The organism is Pseudomonas proteolytica (assembly GCF_007858275.1).
In the GTDB taxonomy this organism is placed as follows: domain Bacteria; phylum Pseudomonadota; class Gammaproteobacteria; order Pseudomonadales; family Pseudomonadaceae; genus Aquipseudomonas; species Aquipseudomonas proteolytica.
Genome location: NZ_VFEV01000016.1, coordinates 1 through 20949 on the forward strand (window position 1 = coordinate 1; position 20949 = coordinate 20949).

The 20949-nt window shown below is 60.3% G+C and carries 19 protein-coding genes; all 19 read left to right on the forward strand.

Annotation, left to right across the window (positions count from 1 at the left end; genetic code table 11):
* Positions 1-1343 (forward strand): flagellin (locus tag FIV38_RS13115; protein ID WP_146492561.1); only part of this gene is annotated, 1343 nt, incomplete at its 5' end.
* Positions 1344-1584: 241 nt separating this feature from the next.
* The gene (locus FIV38_RS13120) at positions 1585-3243 is read left to right on the forward strand and encodes a flagellin N-terminal helical domain-containing protein (protein WP_092234528.1); all 1659 of its coding nucleotides are present in this window, start codon (positions 1585-1587) and stop codon (positions 3241-3243) included.
* Positions 3244-3573: 330 nt separating this feature from the next.
* The gene (locus tag FIV38_RS13125) at positions 3574-3921 is read left to right on the forward strand and encodes a flagellar protein FlaG (protein ID WP_092234531.1); all 348 of its coding nucleotides are present in this window, start codon (positions 3574-3576) and stop codon (positions 3919-3921) included.
* 81 nt (positions 3922-4002) lie between these two features.
* Positions 4003-5361, forward strand: coding sequence for a flagellar filament capping protein FliD (fliD, locus tag FIV38_RS13130; protein ID WP_092234534.1), 1359 nt, complete (start codon positions 4003-4005; stop codon positions 5359-5361).
* A 139-nt stretch (positions 5362-5500) separates the two neighbouring features.
* On the forward strand, positions 5501-5899 hold the full coding sequence (fliS, locus tag FIV38_RS13135; protein ID WP_092234537.1) for a flagellar export chaperone FliS: 399 nt from the start codon (positions 5501-5503) through the stop codon (positions 5897-5899).
* A 25-nt stretch (positions 5900-5924) separates the two neighbouring features.
* Positions 5925-6221, forward strand: coding sequence for a flagellar protein FliT (fliT, locus tag FIV38_RS13140; RefSeq protein WP_029292500.1), 297 nt, complete (start codon positions 5925-5927; stop codon positions 6219-6221).
* 173 nt (positions 6222-6394) lie between these two features.
* The gene (locus FIV38_RS13145) at positions 6395-7870 is read left to right on the forward strand and encodes a sigma-54 dependent transcriptional regulator (protein WP_029292502.1); all 1476 of its coding nucleotides are present in this window, start codon (positions 6395-6397) and stop codon (positions 7868-7870) included.
* A 110-nt stretch (positions 7871-7980) separates the two neighbouring features.
* Positions 7981-9192 (forward strand): sensor histidine kinase, encoded by a 1212-nt coding sequence (locus FIV38_RS13150; RefSeq protein WP_092234540.1) that lies wholly within the window; start codon positions 7981-7983, stop codon positions 9190-9192.
* 205 nt (positions 9193-9397) lie between these two features.
* Positions 9398-10777, forward strand: coding sequence for a sigma-54-dependent transcriptional regulator (locus tag FIV38_RS13155; RefSeq protein ID WP_092234543.1), 1380 nt, complete (start codon positions 9398-9400; stop codon positions 10775-10777).
* Between the two features lie 131 nt (positions 10778-10908).
* Complete coding sequence (fliE, locus tag FIV38_RS13160; protein ID WP_029292509.1) at positions 10909-11238, forward strand: flagellar hook-basal body complex protein FliE; 330 nt, start codon at positions 10909-10911, stop codon at positions 11236-11238.
* A 16-nt stretch (positions 11239-11254) separates the two neighbouring features.
* Positions 11255-13030 (forward strand): flagellar basal-body MS-ring/collar protein FliF, encoded by a 1776-nt coding sequence (fliF, locus tag FIV38_RS13165; RefSeq protein WP_092234546.1) that lies wholly within the window; start codon positions 11255-11257, stop codon positions 13028-13030.
* Positions 13023-14042: a flagellar motor switch protein FliG gene (fliG, locus tag FIV38_RS13170; RefSeq protein ID WP_029292514.1), complete on the forward strand. Its 1020-nt coding sequence runs from the start codon at positions 13023-13025 to the stop codon at positions 14040-14042. The genes fliF and fliG overlap by 8 nt, the downstream gene beginning before the upstream one ends.
* 10 nt (positions 14043-14052) lie before the next feature.
* Entirely contained in the window at positions 14053-14817 is a 765-nt protein-coding gene (gene fliH, locus FIV38_RS13175) for a flagellar assembly protein FliH (RefSeq protein WP_092234549.1), read from the forward strand.
* On the forward strand, positions 14807-16165 hold the full coding sequence (gene fliI, locus FIV38_RS13180; RefSeq protein WP_029292518.1) for a flagellar protein export ATPase FliI: 1359 nt from the start codon (positions 14807-14809) through the stop codon (positions 16163-16165). The genes fliH and fliI overlap by 11 nt, the downstream gene beginning before the upstream one ends.
* Positions 16166-16171: 6 nt before the next feature.
* Complete coding sequence (fliJ, locus tag FIV38_RS13185) at positions 16172-16621, forward strand: flagellar export protein FliJ (protein ID WP_092234552.1); 450 nt, start codon at positions 16172-16174, stop codon at positions 16619-16621.
* 251 nt (positions 16622-16872) lie between these two features.
* A complete protein-coding gene (locus FIV38_RS13190; protein WP_092234555.1) occupies positions 16873-17178 on the forward strand; it encodes an STAS domain-containing protein in 306 nt (101 codons plus the stop codon).
* Between the two features lie 8 nt (positions 17179-17186).
* A complete protein-coding gene (locus tag FIV38_RS13195) occupies positions 17187-18887 on the forward strand; it encodes an ATP-binding SpoIIE family protein phosphatase (RefSeq protein ID WP_092234560.1) in 1701 nt (566 codons plus the stop codon).
* Between the two features lie 30 nt (positions 18888-18917).
* On the forward strand, positions 18918-19259 hold the full coding sequence (locus FIV38_RS13200; RefSeq protein WP_092234563.1) for an Hpt domain-containing protein: 342 nt from the start codon (positions 18918-18920) through the stop codon (positions 19257-19259).
* 90 nt (positions 19260-19349) lie between these two features.
* On the forward strand, positions 19350-20672 hold the full coding sequence (locus FIV38_RS13205; RefSeq protein ID WP_092234566.1) for a flagellar hook-length control protein FliK: 1323 nt from the start codon (positions 19350-19352) through the stop codon (positions 20670-20672).
* Positions 20673-20949: the final 277 nt, after the last annotated feature.

A 20949-nucleotide genomic window follows, 5' to 3' on the forward strand; every position in this document is an offset into this window, starting at 1 on the left:
CGTCCCTGCAGCAGGAATTCACGGCGCTGACCGGTGAATTGACCCGTATTTCCCAGACTACCAACTTCGGTGGCCGTAAACTTCTGGACGGTTCGTTCGACAACGTAGGCTTCCAGATCGGCGCCAACGCCAACGAAACCATTTCGTTTGGTATGACTGATATCAGTGCTACCGGCCTGAAAGGTTCCTACGGCGAAGCCAAGGCTGCTGGTGCGGCGACTGATCTGTCTGCCAAAGTGACGGGGGCCGAAGGCCAGTTTGCGGGCTTTGGTACCACCAACGCGTTCACTACCACTACAGCCGCTCGCGTTTTGACTGTCAACGGTACTGACATTGCAATGGGCACGGGCACTACCCTGGCTCAGGCGGTTGATCTGGTTAACCAGCAGTCGAGCAAAACCGGCGTGACCGCAGTAGTTGATACTGGTCAGTTGAAAATGACTTCGGCAACCGCCTTTAGTGTCCAAGGCAGCACTACCGAAGTCGGCCCGGCGGTGGCTACCCCTGCTGCTGCGTTCACTGGCCTGGTCAGTGGCGCTGAAATCAATATCAATGGCACTGCAGTGACTATCGCTGCTGGCCAGACCCTGACCCAGGCAATCGGTACAATTAATGCCACTGCTACCGTAGCCGCTACTGGTGTGACTGCTTCCCAGCAGGACGGCCGTTTGGTTCTGACTTCTGCTGACGGTAAAGCTATCAAGCTGGATAACGGTACTAACGCTACTACCGGTCCGGGCGCGCTGTCCAAGTTGGGTCTGCAATCGGGTACTACCCAAGCCAAGCTGACCGCCGACACTTCGGTGGTCCTGAACGGCGTAGAAGTGAAGTTCAAGAAGGGTGACACCGCTGACGCGATCGTTTCCTCGATCAACAGTGCAAGTACCGGCGTTACGGCCAGCAAAAATGCTGACAACACCCTGGCGCTGTTCTCCAACAAGACCTTCACCGTTGCCAACGGCAGCGCGGGCACTGGTCTGGCTCAACTGGGTCTGACAGCTGCCACGTCGACGGCAGTTACCGTGGAAACCACCGTTTCCAACCTGAGCATCCAGGATGCAGCTTCGTCGCAGCGTTCGGTTCAGGCGCTGAACGATGCGATCCAGCAGATCGACAGCCAGCGCTCCCAGTTGGGTGCAGTGCAAAACCGTTTCACCAGCACCGTTGCCAACCTGCAAAGCATTTCGGAAAACTCCACTGCTGCCCGTAGCCGTGTGCAGGACGCCGACTTTGCTTCGGAGACTGCCGAGCTGACCAAGCAGCAAACCCTGCAACAGGCTTCTACTGCCATTTTGTCGCAGGCTAACCAACTGCCATCGTCGGTACTGAAACTGCTTCAGTAATCGCTTAAGGCTGGTTAAAGACGGAAGGGCGCCTAGTGCGCCCTTTTTTTGTCTGGATTCAAGCTGATAACACTCTTCTAGAGCAAGATTCAGTGCTATTTGCAAGTGGAAAAGGGTCGGACTGCAAAAAAAACCTAAAGAAGCCGGCGATGTCGACGATAACTCTTGTGTAAGGTTTTCACTATCAAGCCAGGCGGTTGCCCGGTCGGAAGCCGCTAATACCATTTACGAGGACTTTGTCATGGCTTTATCTGTCAATACCAACATCACTTCTCTGGGCGTTCAGAAGAATCTGAACAAGGCTTCCGACGCGTTGAGCACCTCGATGAGCCGCCTATCTTCGGGCCTGAAAATCAACAGCGCCAAAGACGATGCTGCCGGCATGCAGATCGCTAACCGTCTGACCAGTCAGGTCAAAGGCCTGACTGTCGCTGTGGCTAACGCCAACAACGGCGTGTCGATTGCCCAGACTGCTGAAGGCGCGATGCAAGAATCGACCAACATTCTGCAGCGTATGCGTGAACTGGCCCTGCAATCGGCGAACGGTTCGAACAGCGATGACGACCGTACGTCCCTGCAGCAGGAATTCACGGCGCTGACCGGTGAATTGACCCGTATTTCCCAGACTACCAACTTCGGTGGCCGTAAACTTCTGGACGGTTCGTTCGACAACGTAGGCTTCCAGATCGGCGCCAATGCCAATGAAACCATCTCGTTCGGTATGACTGATATCAGTGCTACAGGCCTGAAAGGTTCCTTCGGCGAAGCCAAGGCCGCAGGTGCTGCGACTGACCTGGCGGCTTCGGTAGTTGGAAGCTCATCGCTGCCGTTTGCGGCGCAAGGTGCTGCGGCATATACCACGGCAACAGCCAACAACACTCTGAAACTCAATGACACCACTATTGATCTGGCGACGGGCACCACTGCCGGTCAGGCCGTAGCGCTGATCAATGAAAAAACGTCCTCCACTGGCGTCACCGCCTCGCTGAGTGCGGCGAATGAGTTGGTGCTTCAGTCTGATAGTGCCTTCACTGCCACAAGTAACAGTGCAGAAGCGGGCTTTGGAACTGCGACCGCAGCTGCGCGCACGCTGGTTGGTGATACCGACATCAGCGTCAATGGTACGCTGGTCAATCTCACGAATGGCATGGACCTGGCTGCTGTCGCTGGTGCCATTGAAGCTGAAAAAGCCACTACTGGTGTAGGTGCTAGCGTTGCAAACGGTCGTCTGTTGTTGACCTCTGAAGATGGCAAGGCTATCAAGCTGGATAACGGTGGCACTGCCAACGGCCCGGGTGCTTTGGCCAAAATTGGTCTGCAAGCAGGTACGTCCCAAGCTAAGCTGACCGCCGACACTTCGGTGGTCCTGAACGGCGTAGAAGTGAAGTTCAAGAAGGGTGACACCGCTGACGCGATCGTTTCCTCGATCAACAGTGCAAGTACCGGCGTTACGGCCAGCAAAAATGCTGACAACACCCTGGCGCTGTTCTCCAACAAGACCTTCACCGTTGCCAATGGCAGCGCTGGCACTGGTCTGGCTCAACTGGGTCTGACAGCTGCCACGTCGACGGCAGTTACCGTGGAAACCACCGTTTCCAACCTGAGCATCCAGGATGCAGCTTCGTCGCAGCGATCGGTTCAGGCGCTGAACGATGCGATCCAGCAGATCGACAGCCAGCGTTCCCAGTTGGGTGCAGTGCAAAACCGTTTCACCAGCACCGTTGCCAACCTGCAAAGCATTTCGGAAAACTCCACTGCTGCCCGTAGCCGTGTGCAGGACGCCGACTTTGCTTCGGAGACTGCCGAGCTGACCAAGCAGCAAACCCTGCAACAGGCTTCTACTGCCATTTTGTCGCAGGCTAACCAACTGCCATCGTCGGTACTGAAACTGCTTCAGTAATCGCATAAGGCTGGTTAAAGACGGAAGGGCGCCTAGTGCGCCCTTCCGTCTTTTCTGGCTCCGTTTGCGGGCGAGATCGATCTGATTGAAAACACGGCCTACAGTCGTGTTTAGGAAAATAATCCGCAAAAATTCTCAAGCTACACGTTTTTGGGTCGATATACCTTACGAGGCTTTATAAATCACCTCAGGCAGTTGCTAGGTCGACAGTACAATTTTTAAAAACGGTCTGCCCTGAAGTCAAAGCTTGAGTAGGGCGGTGCGGCAATTGGCTGGGGCACACTGTGGCGTAGCCTTCTATTTTTTCACTTGAATAATTAGGTGGCACAGATGGATATGAGCGTGAAGCTGAACTTATCCTACACGACGGCTGCAGCGGCCCAAGTCGCGAAGACGCCCGAGATCGTCAATCAGCCCAAAGTCGAGGTGACCGCCCAGGCCGCCCGCGAGCCCAAGCGGGACGATTTGGAGAAAGCGGTGACAGATATTCGAGAGTTCGTACAGGCAGCGCGGCGTGAGCTGGATTTTTCCATCGATGACTCTACAGGGAAGGTGGTGGTCAAAGTTATTGCTACCGATAGTGGAGAGGTAATTCGACAAATTCCCTCGGAAACCGCATTGAAACTGGCACAGAGTTTGACCGATGCCAGCAGCCTGCTGTTTGATATGAAAGCCTGAATTGGCATGAAAATTGTTTGTGTCTGCGCTTGAAGGGGCTTTTGTCAAGAAAGCTGCAGCCACCGGTTAAGGAGCAAAAAGATGGCGAGTTCAACGATCAGTGGCGTGGGATCTGGCGTCGATACACAGGCAATCGTCAAGGCTTTGGTGGAGGCAGAAAAGGCACCAAAGCAAGCGCAGATTACCGCCCAGCAAAAGACCACGACTACGCAGTTGTCCGCTGTCGGCAGTGTTAAGTCTGCGATGGAAGCTTATCGTGCGGCCATCGCCAAGCTGAATACGGCCTCCTCATTCACGGGCCTGGCCGCCACGTCCTCTGAAGAGAAATTCGCCAAGGTGACCTTGGGTGACTCCGCCTCCAGTGGCAGCTATGCGCTGCATGTAGAGAAACTCGCTACTGCATCCAAAACCCAATCGGCAGTGTTTGCTGATGGTACTTCGACGGTCGTTAACTCCGGTTCGGAGGCTCAGATACTTACGATTTCCCAATCTGATACCGACCATAGGGTATCGATCCCGGCGGGTGCCACGCTGCAACAGACGCGTGATCTGATCAATACCCAGCTACAGTCTAAAGGCCTTAGTGCAAATATTCTGACTGACGCCAATGGTTCGCGCTTGGTGATGACTTCGCAGACCACTGGCAAGGGCAGCGATATTACCGTTGCTTCCGGTACGCTTGGCCTGGGCACTTTTACGAGAGTGGGTGAGCTTGCACAAAATGCTGAGTACACCATTGATGGTATTGCAATGGAGTCCACCAGTAACAAGGTTACGTCGGCGATCAGTGGTGTGAATCTGGAGTTGATCGCAAAGGGTGACAGTTCCATCAAGGTGGCGAGCAATACCGATACCCTCAAGACCTCGGTGCAGTCGTTTGTTACGGCCTACAATGCTTTAATTGGCTCGATCAACAGCCAGACCAAGGTAACTGCCACTGGAGAAACTGCGACTACTACGGCGGGTGCTCTGACTGGTGACGCGACTATGCGTCAGTTGGTTTCTACCTTGCGTGGTGAGCTGCTTAACGGCTCGGGTTCGGGCGCCCTGGCCAGCCTATCGCAGATTGGCCTAAACACTGACCAGAAGACTGGCCTGCTGTCCCTTGACAATAAAAAGTGGGACAAGGCGGTAGCTACTGGTGGGGCGGATGTCGCGGGTTTGTTCACCGGCGATAAGGGTTTGATCACCCGCATGACTAAAGCTACTGACAGCTATGTGGGTACTACTGGAGTTCTGGCGTCGCGAACCAGTAGCCTGGACGCTAAACTGACGGATCTGGACACCGAGCAGAAAGCCCTTGACCGTCGAATCGAGAGTCTGCAGTTGTCCCTAAGCGCAAAGTACAATGCCATGGACTCCTTGGTGGCTAAGCTCCGGGCCAGCAGTAGCAGTATCATGACTACGCTCAACTCATTGAATAATCCCAAGACGACCTGATTAGCGCTTGGCTCTTTGGGTTTGGATCAATTGCGTTTTTGATCCGGGCCTATGCGCTAGCGTTTTAAAGTTTTTTGTCGCGTGGTCGACATAATAGTTAGAACAGTTTTTCAGCTATTTCCGGTAGGGAGTTAGAGATATGAACCCCATGAGAGCCCTTCGTCAGTATCAGAAGGTCAATTCCCACGCGCAGATTTCCGAAGCCAGTCCGCACCGTCTTGTGCAGATGCTGATGGAGGGTGGGTTGGATCGTTTGGCGCAGGCAAAAGGCGCTATGAGCCGTGGCGATGTGGCACAGAAAGGGTTGATGCTCGGCAAGGCGATTGAAATCATTTCGGGGTTGCGCGAAGGTCTGGATCCGGAAAAGGTTGAAGATCCGACGTCGATCAAGCGTCTGGATGAGCTTTATGCCTACATGACATCTCGTTTGGTTGAGGCCAACAGTGGCAACGACGCTCAGATGATTGATGAGGTTGCAGGCCTGCTGATCACTGTTAAAAGCGGTTGGGATGCCATTGCTGCCGAGGCAGCCAATTAAGGCCGCCGGCCTTGAGGAACACAGCATGAGCCACGCACTGCAACGCATTGACGAAACCCGCGACGCCTTGATCGGTGCGCTGGCAGAACGCAATTGGGATGCTATCGGCGAGTTGGACATGGGTTGCCGCGCCTGTATCGACGAAGTGCTCAGTGAAGCGCCGGTGGACGAGGGTGCGCTGCGCGAGAAGCTGGAGAGCCTGTTGGTGGTCTACCAACAGCTGCTGGAGGTGACGACCGGCGAGCGCCAGGCGATATTTGAAGAGATGTCGCAGATCAACCAAGCGAAAAATGCGTCAAAGGTTTACCATCTGTTCGGCTGATCTGGCTCAGTTAATCCGAACATAGCGCGTCATAAATTTGACTGCTCGCATAATTTTGACTTAACTAGTGCTATTTTCAGACGTCAGGTAACCGTAGCGCAGAAAACGCCTACAGCTATCTAGATTGCCCCGATTCGAGGGCATTAGAGTTTTACTAGGGAAGTTGCTATTGCATGTGGCGTGAAACGAAAATTCTGCTGATTGATGACGATAGCGTCCGTCGCCGCGATTTGGCGGTGATTTTGAATTTTCTTGGTGAAGAAAATTTACCCTGCGGCAGCCACGATTGGCAGCAGGCCGTCAGCTCTTTGTCATCGAGCCGTGAAGTCATCTGTGTGCTGATCGGGACGGTAAACGCTCCTGGCGCAGTTCTTGGCCTGTTAAAGACACTCTCAACCTGGGATGAGTTCCTTCCCGTGTTGCTGATGGGCGATATTTCTTCCGTGGATTTGCCGGAAGACCAGCGCCGCCGTGTGCTTTCCACCCTGGAAATGCCCCCCAGCTACAGCAAATTGCTCGACTCCCTGCACCGTGCCCAGGTCTATCGCGAGATGTACGACCAGGCCCGCGAGCGCGGTCGTCACCGCGAACCCAACCTGTTCCGCAGCCTGGTCGGCACCAGCCGTGCGATTCAGCACGTGCGCCAGATGATGCAGCAAGTGGCCGATACCGACGCCAGCGTGCTGATCCTCGGCGAGTCCGGTACCGGCAAGGAAGTGGTTGCGCGTAACCTGCATTACCATTCCAAGCGTCGCGACGGACCTTTCGTGCCGGTCAACTGCGGGGCGATCCCGGCAGAACTGCTCGAAAGCGAACTGTTTGGCCACGAGAAGGGCGCCTTTACCGGGGCGATCACCAGCCGTGCCGGGCGTTTTGAACTGGCCAATGGCGGCACCCTGTTCCTCGACGAAATCGGCGATATGCCGCTGCCGATGCAGGTCAAGCTGCTGCGCGTGTTGCAGGAGCGCACCTTCGAACGCGTGGGCAGCAACAAGACCCAGAGCGTCGACGTGCGCATCATCGCGGCCACCCACAAGAACCTCGAAAGCATGATCGAGGTCGGCAGCTTTCGCGAAGACCTGTACTACCGCCTCAACGTATTCCCCATCGAGATGGCTCCACTGCGTGAGCGGGTGGAAGACATCCCGTTGCTGATGAACGAGCTGATCTCGCGCATGGAGCACGAAAAGCGCGGCTCGATCCGTTTCAACTCCGCTGCAATCATGTCCCTGTGCCGCCACGGCTGGCCGGGCAACGTGCGCGAGCTGGCCAACCTGGTGGAACGCATGGCGATCATGCATCCGTACGGGGTGATCGGCGTGGTCGAGTTGCCGAAGAAATTCCGCTACGTCGACGACGAAGACGAGCAATTGGTGGACAGCCTGCGCAGCGACCTCGAAGAACGAGTGGCGATCAATGGCCATACCCCGGACTTCGGTGCCACCGCCATGTTGCCCCCCGAAGGCCTGGACCTTAAGGACTACCTCGGCAGCCTCGAACAAGGGCTGATCCAACAAGCCCTGGACGACGCCAATGGCATCGTCGCCCGTGCCGCCGAGCGCCTGCGCATCCGCCGCACCACGTTGGTGGAGAAGATGCGCAAGTACGGCATGAGCCGACGTGAAGGTGATGAACAGGCGGATGATTGACGCCTGTTTTTTAACCTGCTGAAAAATAAGGATATTTTTTTAGGCACGGGTATTGCTATAGCACTCGCAACGTTCCGTTTAACTGACGGTCAGCCAAGCGAGAGAGCACGATGCCCCACGCCGCCCACCTTTCTTCAGTCCCTGACACCCAGGGACTTGTCCCGTCCGTAGAGCAGATCAGCCGGCAAGGGCTTGAGCAGGCGTTTTCGCTGTTCAGCCAGATGTCCAGCCAGTTGACAGACTCCTACAGCCTGCTGGAAGCCCGGGTTTCGGAGCTTAAGGGCGAGTTGGCGGTGGTCAGTGCCCAGCGCATGCAAGAGCTGGCCGAGAAAGAGCGCCTGGCCAACCGTCTGCAAAACCTCCTCGACCTGTTGCCCGGTGGCGTGATCGTGATCGACGACCAGGGCCGCGTGCGCGAAGCCAACCCAGCGGCCTGTGACCTGCTGGGCCTGCCGCTGGAAGGCGAGCTGTGGCGCCATGTCATCACCCGCTGCTTTGCCCCCCGTGAAGACGACGGCCACGAAATTTCTCTCAAGGACGGGCGCCGCCTGTCCATCGCCACCCGTTCCCTGGACGCCGAGCCCGGTCAACTGGTGCTGCTCAACGACCTGACAGAAACCCGTCACCTGCAAGACCAACTGGCGCGCCATGAGCGCTTGTCGTCCCTGGGGCGGATGGTGGCTTCGCTGGCGCATCAGATCCGCACGCCGTTGTCCGCTGCGTTGATCTACGCCAGCCATTTGACTGATGAGCAATTGCCGACCGCCACCCACCAGCGTTTTGCCGGGCGGCTCAAGGAGCGCCTGCATGAACTGGAGCACCAAGTGCGCGATATGCTGGTATTCGCCCGTGGCGAATTGCCGCTGACCGACCGGGTCACGCCCGCCGCCTTGATGCAGTCGCTGCAGGCCGCCGCCGCCACCCATGTACAGGAAGCCTCGGTACGTTGGCAGTGCGACAGCCATTGGGGCGAGCTGCTGTGCAATCGCGACACCCTGGTGGGCGCGCTGCTCAACCTGATCGAAAACGCCAGCCAGGCCAGCGGCCCGGGCGCGCGGCTCAAAGTGCACCTGTACAGCCGCGAGCAAACCCTGCGCCTGTGTATCAGCGACAGCGGCAGTGGGATTGATCCAGCCGTGTTACAGCGCCTGGGCGAACCTTTCTTTACCACCAAGACCAACGGCACCGGCCTGGGGCTGACCGTGGTCAAGGCAGTGGCCCGTGCCCATCAGGGAGAATTGCACTTGCGTTCCCGTGTGGGGCGCGGCACCTGTGCATTGATAACGCTGCCGCTGTTTCCGGGCACGGCAAGCGCGGAGTAAACAACACGCTTATGCCCTGTGGCGAGGGGGTTTATCCCCCGTTGGGCTGCATAGCAGCCCCAATAAGATCGATGACTTTTTCTGATAGACCGAGTGAGCGGTTTTAGGGCCGCTACGCAGCCCAACGGGGGATAAACCCCCTCGCCACGGGGCAAAAATGCAGCTGCCTTTTCAAAAACCTTGAAAAGGATGGGAGTAAGGATAAATGGCTATCAAGGTTTTACTGGTTGAAGACGATCGCGCCCTGCGTGAAGCACTGGCTGACACGCTGTTGTTGGCGGGCCATGACTATCGGGCGGTCGGTTCGGCCGAGGAAGCCTTGGGGGCGGTGGAGCAAGAGTCCTTCAGCCTGGTGGTCAGTGACGTCAACATGCCTGGCATGGACGGCCACCAGTTGCTCGGCCTGCTGCGGGCACGCCAGCCGCAACTGCCGGTGCTGTTGATGACCGCCCACGGAGCGGTAGAGCGCGCAGTCGATGCCATGCGCCAGGGCGCAGCAGATTATCTGGTCAAGCCATTCGAGCCCAAGGCCTTGATCGAGCTGGTGGCGCGCCATGCTCTCGGCGTCGTCGGGGCGGCAGACAGTGAGGGACCGATTGCCTGCGAACCGGCCAGTGCGCAACTGCTGGAGCTGGCGGCCAAGGTCGCCCGCAGCGATTCCACGGTGCTGATCTCTGGCGAGTCCGGTACCGGCAAGGAAGTGTTGGCGCGCTATATCCACCAGCAATCCCACCGCGCCAGCCAACCGTTTATCGCGATCAACTGTGCAGCGATCCCTGACAACATGCTCGAAGCCACCCTGTTCGGCCATGAGAAAGGCTCCTTTACCGGCGCCATCGCCGCCCAGGCCGGCAAGTTTGAGCAGGCCGATGGCGGCACCATCCTGCTCGACGAAATCTCCGAAATGCCCCTCGGCCTGCAAGCCAAGCTGCTGCGCGTGCTGCAAGAGCGCGAAGTGGAGCGGGTCGGCGCACGCAAGCCGATCCTGCTGGATATCCGCGTGGTCGCCACCACCAACCGTGACCTCGCCGGCGAAGTGGCGGCGGGGCGCTTTCGTGAAGACTTGTTCTACCGGCTCTCGGTCTTCCCGCTGGCCTGGCGCCCGTTGCGTGAGCGCCCGGCCGATATCGTGCCGCTGGCCGAGCGCCTGTTGAACAAACACGTCAATAAAATGAAGCATGCCCAGGCGCGCCTGTCGGCCGAGGCCCAGGCCTGCCTGATCAGTTACCCATGGCCTGGTAACGTGCGTGAACTGGACAACGCGATCCAGCGTGCGCTGATTTTGCAGCAGGGCGGCCTGATCCAGCCCCAGGACTTCTGCCTGGCGGTCGGAGCCGGTACGGCGCCCATGCCGAGCCTGGCCCCCGCGCCTTTGCAAAGCGCGCCGGCCGAGGCCGCCGGTGGCCTGGGCGACGACCTGCGCCGCCGCGAATTCCAGATGATTATCGACACCCTGCGTGCCGAACGTGGCCGTCGCAAGGAGGCTGCCGAGCGCCTGGGCATCAGCCCGCGCACCTTGCGCTACAAGCTGGCGCAAATGCGCGATGCGGGGATGGACGTGGAAGCGTTCCTTTTCGCCAGCTGAGATACACATCAGCTGACAAGGTTTGTCGGCTTTTCTTACGAGTTGCCATGGAGCTGGCACCCTTGTTGCTACCACCCCTACTAACCGCTGCGTAGTGTCAAAAAATTGCGGGTCGTCGGAGAGAGAAGTTCATGAGCCAAGGTGTTGAGTTCAATCGGTTGATGTTGGATATGCGATCCATGCAAATGGACGCCATGTCCCAGCCGAAATCCGTCGTGCAAGCGCCGGAATTGGGCCAAAGCAGCTTCGCCGATATGCTCGGTCAAGCCATCAACAAAGTCAGCGATACCCAGCAGGCGTCCAGCCAACTGTCGACCGCTTTCGAAATCGGCAAGAGTGGCGTCGACCTCACCGACGTGATGATCGCATCCCAGAAAGCCAGCGTTTCCTTCCAAGCCTTGACCCAAGTGCGCAACAAGCTGGTTCAGGCTTATCAAGACATCATGCAGATGCCGGTTTAAGGACGAGATTTAAGTCATGGCAGAAGCAGTCGTGGATAACGTACCCGCCAAGACAGACGGCAAGCCGCCGCTGTTTGGCCTGTCGTTCCTGGAAAACCTCTCCGAAATGACCATGTTGCGTCAGGTGGGCCTGATGGTCGGCCTGGCTGCCAGCGTAGCGATTGGTTTTGCCGTGGTGTTGTGGTCCCAGCAACCCGATTACCGGCCACTCTATGGCAGCCTGGCGGGGATGGATGCCAAGCAGGTCATGGAAACCCTGGCCGCCTCCGATATCGCCTATACCGTGGAGCCCAACTCCGGCGCCTTGCTGGTCAAGGCCGACGACGTCGCCCGTGCCCGCTTGAAGCTGGCCGGCGCCGGCGTGGCACCGACCGACGGCAACATCGGTTTTGAGATCCTCGATAAAGACCAGGGCCTGGGCACCAGCCAGTTCATGGAAGCCACCCGCTACCGTCGCGGCCTGGAAGGCGAACTGGCGCGCACCATCGCCAGCCTGAACAACGTCAAGGGTGCCCGTGTGCACCTGGCGATCCCGAAAAGCTCGGTATTTGTGCGCGACGAGCGCAAGCCCAGCGCTTCGGTATTGGTCGAACTGTTTGCCGGGCGCTCCCTGGAGCCGGGCCAGGTCCTGGCCATCGTCAATTTGGTGGCGACCAGCGTGCCTGAGCTGAGCAAGTCACAGATCACCGTGGTCGACCAGAAGGGCAACCTGCTCTCCGACCAGGCGGAAAACTCCGCGCTGACCATGGCCGGCAAGCAGTTCGACTACAGTCGCCGCATGGAAAGCATGCTCACCCAACGTGTGCACAACATCCTGCAACCGGTATTGGGCAACGACCGCTACAAGGCTGAAGTGTCCGCCGACGTGGACTTCAGCGCCGTCGAATCGACCTCCGAGCAGTTCAACCCGGACCAGCCGGCCCTGCGCAGCGAGCAATCGACCAGCGAACAACGCACTGCCGCCAATGGTCCTCCGCAAGGCGTACCCGGTGCCCTGAGCAATCAGCCGCCAGCGCCGGCCAGTGCCCCGCAAACCACCGGTGGCGCCGCCGCGACCGCCAGCGCGATCCAGCCCGGCCAGCCGCTGTTGGACGCCAATGGTCAGCAGATCATGGACCCGGCCACCGGCCAGCCGATGCTCGCGCCGTATCCCGCCGACAAGCGTTCGCAATCGACGAAAAACTTCGAACTGGACCGCTCCATCAGCCACACCAAGCAACAGCAAGGGCGCTTGAACCGCCTGTCGGTGTCGGTGGTGGTGGATGACCAGGTCAAGATCAACGCCGCCAACGGCGAAACCACCCGCGCCCCGTGGACCGCCGATGAATTGGCGCGCTTCACCCGCCTGGTGCAGGACGCCGTGGGCTTCGATGCCAGCCGTGGTGACAGCGTCAGCGTGATCAACATGCCGTTCTCCCTGGAGCGCGGTGAGGTGATTGCCGATATTCCGTTCTACTCTCAACCCTGGTTCTGGGACATCGTCAAGCAAGTGCTGGGGGTGTTGTTCATCCTGGTGCTGGTGTTTGGCGTGCTGCGCCCTGTGCTCAACAACATCACCGGCCACGGCAAGAAGCAGCTGGCGCCGTTCGGCGATGTCGAGTTGGGTGGCATGGGCGGCCTGGATGGCGAACTGGCCAACGACCGCGTCAGCCTCGGCGGGCCGCAGAGCATTCTGCTGCCAAGCCCGAGCGAAGGTTACGACGCGCAGTTGAATGCAATCAAAAGTCTGGTGGCAGAAGACCCGGGTCGTGTGGCCCAGGTCGTGAAAGAGTGGATCAACGCAGATGAGTGATAATCGAGCCTCTGTTGCCAAGCTGACCCGGGTCGACAAAGCCGCCGTGCTGTTGCTGTCCCTGGGTGAGACCGACGCGGCCCAAGTGCTGCGCCATATGGGCCCCAAGGAAGTGCAACGGGTCGGCGTCGCCATGGCGCAGATGCGCAATGTGCACCGCGAGCAAGTCGAGCAGGTGATGAGCGAGTTCGTCGAGATCGTCGGCGACCAGACCAGCCTGGGCGTTGGCTCCGACAGCTATATCCGCAAGATGCTCACCTCGGCCCTGGGCGAAGACAAAGCCAACGGCCTGATCGACCGCATCCTGCTGGGCGGCAACACCAGCGGCCTCGACAGCCTCAAGTGGATGGAACCGCGAGCGGTGGCGGACGTGATCCGTTACGAGCACCCGCAGATCCAGGCGATTGTCGTGGCCTACCTGGACCCGGACCAGGCCGGCGAAGTGCTCGGCCATTTCGACCACAAGGTGCGCCTGGACATCATCCTGCGCGTCTCATCGTTGAACACCGTGCAGCCGGCGGCCTTGAAAGAACTGAACACGATCCTGGAGAAGCAGTTCTCCGGCAACTCCAACGCCGCACGCACCACCCTGGGCGGTATCAAGCGCGCGGCCGACATCATGAACTTCCTCGACAGCTCGGTCGAAGGCCAGCTGATGGACTCGATCCGCGAGATCGACGACACCCTGTCGGTGCAGATCGAAGACCTGATGTTCGTGTTCAACAACCTCTCCGATGTCGACGACCGTGGCATCCAGGCGTTGCTGCGCGAAGTGTCCTCCGATGTACTGGTGCTGGCCCTCAAGGGCTCGGACGAGGGCGTCAAGGAAAAGATCTTCAAGAACATGTCCAAGCGTGCTTCCGAACTGCTGCGCGACGACCTCGAAGCCAAGGGCCCGGTGCGCGTCAGCGACGTGGAAACCGCGCAGAAAGAAATCCTCACCATTGCCCGCCGTATGGCCGAAGCCGGAGAAATCGTTCTCGGCGGGAAGGGCGGCGAAGAAATGATCTAAGGCGCAGCGCATGTCGAACAATGATGAGACGCCCAGCGACTTGATTCGCGCCCGGGACGTCGGCGGGTTCGACGTCTGGTCGCTGCCCAGCTTCGACCCGCATAAGCCCGAACCCGAGCCCGAGCCGGTCGAAGAGACCCCGGTGGAAATGGAAGAAGTGCCCCTGGACGAAGTCCAGCCACTGACCCTCGAAGAGCTCGAAAGCATCCGCCAGGAGGCTTACAACGAAGGCTTCGCCACGGGTGAGAAAGAGGGGTTCCACAGCACCACCCTCAAGGTTCGCCAGGAAGCTGACGCGGCCCTCGCTGTGAAACTGGCCAGCCTCGAACGGCTGATGGGCAACCTGTTCACGCCGATTGCCGAGCAGGACTCGCAGCTGGAAAAAGCCATGGTCGGCCTGGTGGAGCACATCACCCGCCAGGTTATCCAGCGTGAACTGGCGCTGGACTCCAGCCAGATTGAAAGCGTGATGCGCGAAGCCCTCAAGCTGTTGCCCCTGGGCGTCGGCAATGTGCGGCTGTACATCAACCCGCAGGATTTCGAGCAGGTCAAAGCCCTGCGCGAGCGCCATGAGGAAACCTGGCGCATTGTCGAGGATGCCGCGTTGCAGCCCGGTGGTTGCCGGGTCGAGACCGAGCACAGCCGGATCGACGCCACGGTCGAGACGCGTATCACGCAGATCATGGCCAAGCTGTTCGACCAGTTGCACGAACAGGCGCTGCACCCGGCGGCACCGGACCTGAGCACGGACCTGGACGCACCTGATGCGCCTTGATCGCACCAGCTTCGCCAAGCGCCTGGGTGGTTATATCGAAGCCACCGAGTTGCCCGGCCAGCCGATCCTGGAAGGCCGCCTGCTGCGCATGGTCGGCCTGACCCTCGAAGCCGAAGGCCTGCGCGCGGCCATGGGCAGCCGCTGCCTGGTAATCAACGATGACAGCTACCACCCGGTGCAGGTGGAGGCGGAAGTCATGGGCTTTTCCGGCAGCAAGATTTTCCTGATGCCGGTTGGCAGCCTCGCCGGTATTGCGCCAGGCGCACGCGTGGTGCCGTTGGCGGATACCGGGCGCCTGCCGATGGGCATGAGCATGCTCGGCCGCGTACTCGACGGCGCCGGTCGTGCGCTGGACGGCAAGGGCGGGATGAAGGCCGAAGACTGGGTGCCGATGGACGGCCCGACCATCAACCCGCTCAAGCGCAACCCCATCAGCCAGCCGCTGGACGTGGGTATTCGTTGCATCAACGGTTTATTGACGGTCGGTCGCGGCCAGCGCCTGGGCCTGTTTGCCGGTACCGGCGTGGGCAAGAGTGTGCTGCTGGGCATGATGACGCGCTTTACCGAGGCCGACATCATCGTGGTCGGCCTGATCGGTGAGCGGGGCCGTGAGGTCAAGGAATTCATCGAGCACATCCTCGGTGAAGAAGGCCTCAAGCGGTCCGTGGTGGTGGCGTCGCCGGCGGACGATGCGCCGCTGATGCGTCTGCGCGCGGCCATGTACTGCACGCGGATTGCCGAATATTTTCGCGACAAGGGCAAGAATGTCCTGTTGCTGATGGACTCCCTCACGCGTTTCGCCCAGGCCCAGCGGGAAATCGCCCTGGCCATTGGCGAGCCGCCTGCCACCAAAGGCTATCCGCCGTCGGTCTTCGCCAAGCTGCCCAAGCTGGTGGAACGTGCCGGTAATGCCGAGGCCGGTGGTGGCTCGATCACCGCGTTCTACACCGTATTGTCCGAAGGCGATGACCAGCAGGACCCGATTGCCGACTCGGCGCGGGGCGTGCTCGATGGGCACATCGTGCTGTCCCGGCGCCTGGCCGAGGAAGGGCACTACCCGGCCATCGATATCGAAGCGTCCATCAGCCGGGTCATGCCCTCGGTGGTCAGCGCCGAGCATATGACCCGCGCCCAGCAGTTCAAACAGTTGTGGTCGCGCTACCAGCAGAGCCGCGACTTGATCAGCGTCGGCGCCTATGTGGCCGGTGGTGACCGCGAGACCGACCTGGCGATTGCCCTGCAACCGCAACTGGTGACCTACCTGCGCCAGGGCCTGAACGACAACATCAGCATGGCCGAAAGCGAAGCGCACCTGGCGTCGGTGTTCGCACCTGCGCCTGGCGGCTAACCCCGCATGGCCAGCAGTCGCGCCGCGCGTCTTGCGCCGGTGGTGGAGATGGCTGAAAGCGCCGAACGCACCGCCGCCCAGCGCCTGGGGCATTTCCAGGGCCAGGTGCGCCTGGCCGAGAGCAAACTGGGCGACCTGGAACGCTTTCGGGGCGAGTACCAGCAGCAGTGGATCGATCGCGGCAGCAAGGGCGTTTCCGGGCAGTGGCTGATGAATTACCAGCGCTTTCTCAACCAACTGGAAAGCGCCGTCGGCCAGCAGCGCCAGAGCCTGGCCTGGCACCAGAACAACCTCGACAAGGCCCGCGAAGGCTGGCAACAGGCCTACGCCCGGGTTGAAGGCCTGCGCAAGCTGGTGCAGCGCTACATCGACGAAGCCCGCGCCCTGGAAGACAAGCGCGAGCAGAAGCTGTTAGATGAACTGTCCCAGCGCTTGCCCCGCCAGGATCAGTACTAGCCGCACGCTTGTTGTGGCGAGGGGGCTTGTCCCCCGCTGGGCTGCGCAGCAGCCCCAAGACCTGCCGGCCCGGTCTATCTGAAAAACTCAGCGGTCTTATTGGGGCCGCTACGCAGCCCAGCGGGGGACAAGCCCCCTCGCCACGACAGCACCTTGCCCACAACAAACACCACATTTGCTGCTGCTTGTTGCCCACTCTGTGATCACCTGCTACACCTTGTTGCACATACCCACGACAAGGAAGCAGTCGTATGTCAGTCGAGTCAGAAGTGTCCCTGGATGGGAAGCAGTTGACGATCGCAATCAAGGGCCGATTCGATTTCGGTAGTCACCAGCCCTTTCGTGATTCCTATGAGCGGTTCTACAAGGTTCCCGATGTCTACGTGGTGGACTTGAAAGAGGCCACCTATCTCGACAGCTCGGCCTTGGGCATGTTGCTGCTGTTGCGTGATCATGCCGGGGGCGATAACGCGGATGTGCGTGTGATCAACAGCAACTCCGACGTGCGCAAGATCCTCGCCATCTCCAACTTCGAAAAGCTGTTCGATATCACTTGAGCACTCAAGTGCCTGAAACCCTGACCGTGCTGATCGCCGAAGACAGCGCCACTGATCTGCTATTGCTCTCGACCATCGTGCGCCGCCAGGGCCATCACGTGCTGACCGCCAGCAATGGCGCCGAAGCGGTGCAGGTGTTTGCCCGCGACCGCCCGCAGTTGGTGTTGATGGATGCCCTGATGCCGGTGATGGACGGCTTCGAGGCGGCCCGGCAGATCAAGCAGCTGGCTGGCGAGGCGCTGGTGCCCATCATCTTCCTTACCTCCCTGCGTGAGAGTGAAGCCCTGGCGCGCTGCCTGGATGCCGGCGGCGACGACTTTCTGGCCAAGCCCTACAACCAGGTCATCCTGGCGGCGAAGATCAACGCCATGGACCGCCTGCGCCGGTTGCAGGCCACGGTCCTCGAGCAGCGCGACCTGATCGCCCGCCACCATGACTACCTGCTGCACGAGCAACGGGTGGCCAAGGCGGTGTTCGACAAGGTCGCCCACTCCGGCTGCATCAACGCGGCCCCGAACATTCGCTACCTGCAATCACCCTATGCGCTGTTCAACGGCGACCTGCTGCTGGCGGCCTACACGCCATCGGGGGACATGCACGTGCTGCTGGGTGATTTCACCGGCCATGGGCTGCCGGCGGCCGTCGGCGCGATGCCCCTGGCCGAGGTGTTCTACGGCATGACCGCCAAGGGCTATGGCCTGGCGCAGACCCTGCGGGAGATGAACGCCAAGCTCAAGCGCATCCTGCCGGTGGACATGTTCTGCTGTGCCACGCTGTTGTGCCTCAGCGTGCAGCGGCGGGTGGTGGAGGTATGGAACGGCGGGATGCCCGATGGCTATGTGCATGAAGTGGCCACCGGCAGGCGCACGCCGTTGGTGTCCCGGCATTTGCCGCTGGGCGTGTTGGCGCCCGAGGTCTTTGACGATGGCACTGAAGTCTGGCCGATGGCCCTGGGGGATCGGGTGTTCCTGCTGTCCGATGGGGTGATTGATACGGCGGATGCCAGCGAACAATTGTTTGGGGTGGAGCGTTTGCTTGAGGTGTTCGCCGCCAACCGCGAGCCTGAGTGCCTGTTTGAGGAAATCGAACAAGCCCTTGCCGGGTTTCGTGGCCAGGTACGCGATGATGTGAGCCTGGTGGAAATCAGCCTGTTGCCCGGCCAGGTTTTGCATTCTTCGACCATGCAATACACCGACAGTGGGCAGTCGTGCCCGCTGGACTGGTCAGTGAGTTTTGAATTTCGCGCCGAAACCCTAAAACGTTACAACCCGTTGCCGTACTTGCTGCAACTGCTCCTGGAAATCCACGGCCTGCGCGGCCAGAGTGGCGCGCTGTACAGCGTAATGGCCGAGTTGTATTCCAATGCGCTGGAGCATGGCGTGCTGGGCCTGGACTCCCAGCTCAAGCGCGATGTGCAGGGCTTTGCCCGCTACTATCGCCTGCGCAGCGAGCGGCTCGACCAGTTGAACAGTGGTTATGTACGCATACATGTGGATGTGCTGCCGACCGAAGTGGGTGGGCGCCTGAGCTTGCGTATCGAAGACAGTGGTCCGGGCTTTGACGTGGAAGCCATGCTGGCGCGGCCGCTGGATATCGACCGTCTGTCTGGGCGCGGGCTGAACCTGGTCCGGCAACTGAGCAGCGATGTACGCTGGACCGATGGCGGGCGCAGCGTGTGCGTGGAGTTTTGCTGGGTGGCTCTGGCATAATCCGCCGATTCTTGATCAAGGAGCGAGCAAGTGACGCAGATACATATGGACCCTGAAGTGTTGGTGGGTTTGCGGGAAGTGATGGAGGGTGAATACCCCCTTTTGCTCGACACCTTCCTCGATGACTCGCAAAAGCGCGTCGAAGCACTGCGCAAGGCGCGCGATGACGCCAAGGCGCTGGGGCAGATTGCCCACAGCTTCAAGGGCAGCAGCGGCAACCTCGGTGCGGTGCGCCTGGCGCGGCTGTGCCAGCGCCTGGAGGCAGAATCAGCCAAGGCGCAGGTGACCGACCTGGGCAAACTGGTCGACCAGATCGACCACGAGTTTGCCTTGGTCAAGCCGCTGTATGAATCGGAGCGCCAGCGCTTCTAGGGTTGCCCGGGCCGGTTTGCAAAGCTGGCCCGACTTTTGCTCTCTATCTTCTGCCTGCGCCCTCGACCCTGCGCAGCGGAGACCTGAACTATGCCTCTAGCCCCCAACTCGCTCCTGCAGGCCGCCCCCGCGGTCAAGCCGCAGGCTTCCCCCGCCAATGCGCAGGCAACGGCCGCGGACGCGCGGGCCAAAGCGCCAGGCTTTGCACAGGTGTTCGCCAAGGAGTCCAAGGCGGCACCTTCCAAGGCTGTGGAAATGGCGCCCAAGCCCAGCCGCGACAAGCCGGCCGAGGCCAGCGCGAAGAAGGATGTCGGCAACGACAAGCCTGCCGCTGGCACTCCAGCAGTTGCCGATAGCGGCAAGACTTTGCCTGCCAAGCCGCCCGCCAAGGCAGACACGGCAGCCAGCAGCGATGACGATAAAAGTGCCGACAAGGATCTGGCGCAAGCCCAGCCACCGGCAGTCGACCCGGTGCTTGATCCAGCCGTGATCGCGGCGGTGGCCCCCGCCCCAGTGGCGGCCCAGGCTGGCGCGGCAGATGACGTCAGCACGCCGCTGCTGGTGACCACGCCGCCGGTCACGGAGGAGGTCGCGCCGGCCTTCGACCCCGAAGCCGATCCATTGGACTCGTTGCCGGCGGTGCGCCTGGCGATGGAGCAGGGCGGCCATGTCTCAGCCAGCAGCCAGGCGGCGCAAAAGAACTTGCCGGCCCAGGCTGAACCCACCGCCGCGCAGAACTTCACCAACGGCCTGGCGGCCATGGTCGACCAGCAGGCGGCCAAGGACAGCACCGACCAGGGGGGCGAAAAGGCTTTCAGTGGCCTGATCGAAGATGGCCTCAAGGATTTGAAAGGCGCGAGCAGCGACACCCGCGTCGATGACTTCGCCAATCGCCTGGCCGCCTTGACCCAGGCCGCCACGCCCAAGACTGCCAACGCCTTGCCGCTGAACAACCAGCCGCTGGCCATGCACCAGGGTGGCTGGACCGAGGAAGTGGTGAACCGGGTCATGTACCTGTCCAGCGCCAACCTCAAATCTGCCGATATCCAATTGCAGCCGGCCGAACTGGGGCGCCTGGATATCCGCGTGAACATCACCGCCGACCAGCAGGCCCAGGTGAATTTCATGAGCGGCCATGCCGCCGTGCGCGAGGCCCTGGAAAGCCAGTCCGGGCGCCTGCGGGAGATGTTCGCCCAGCAGGGCATGGGCCAGGTCGATGTGAACGTGTCCGACCAGTCCCGTGGCTGGCAGGGCCAGGGCCAGGACCAACAGCAGAACCAGGCCCGTGGTGTCAGTGGCAGTGGTGGGCACAACGATGGGCATGACACTGGCCTTGCCGGCGAAGTCACCGAAGTGGCGGCGCCGATAGCCCAGTCCGTTATCGGCTCCAGTGCTGTGGACTACTACGCCTAAAACCTGACCTGGCTTGCCTGCAATAGCGGTATCTACACATAGTCCCAAGCAGACAGGCCCCCTGTGGCGAGCGGGCTTGCCCCGCGCTGGGCTGCGAAGCAGCCCCAAAACCAGCCACTACGGTTTACCTGATACACCGCATTCGGCTTATTGGGGCTGCTTCGCAGCCCAGCGCGGGGCAAGCCCGCTCGCCACGGGGGAGTTTGTCGGTTCCTGGAGGTTGTGTAGATACCGATGGCCGCTCCCACATTGACGCATTCCCCCTCTCACTCCAGAC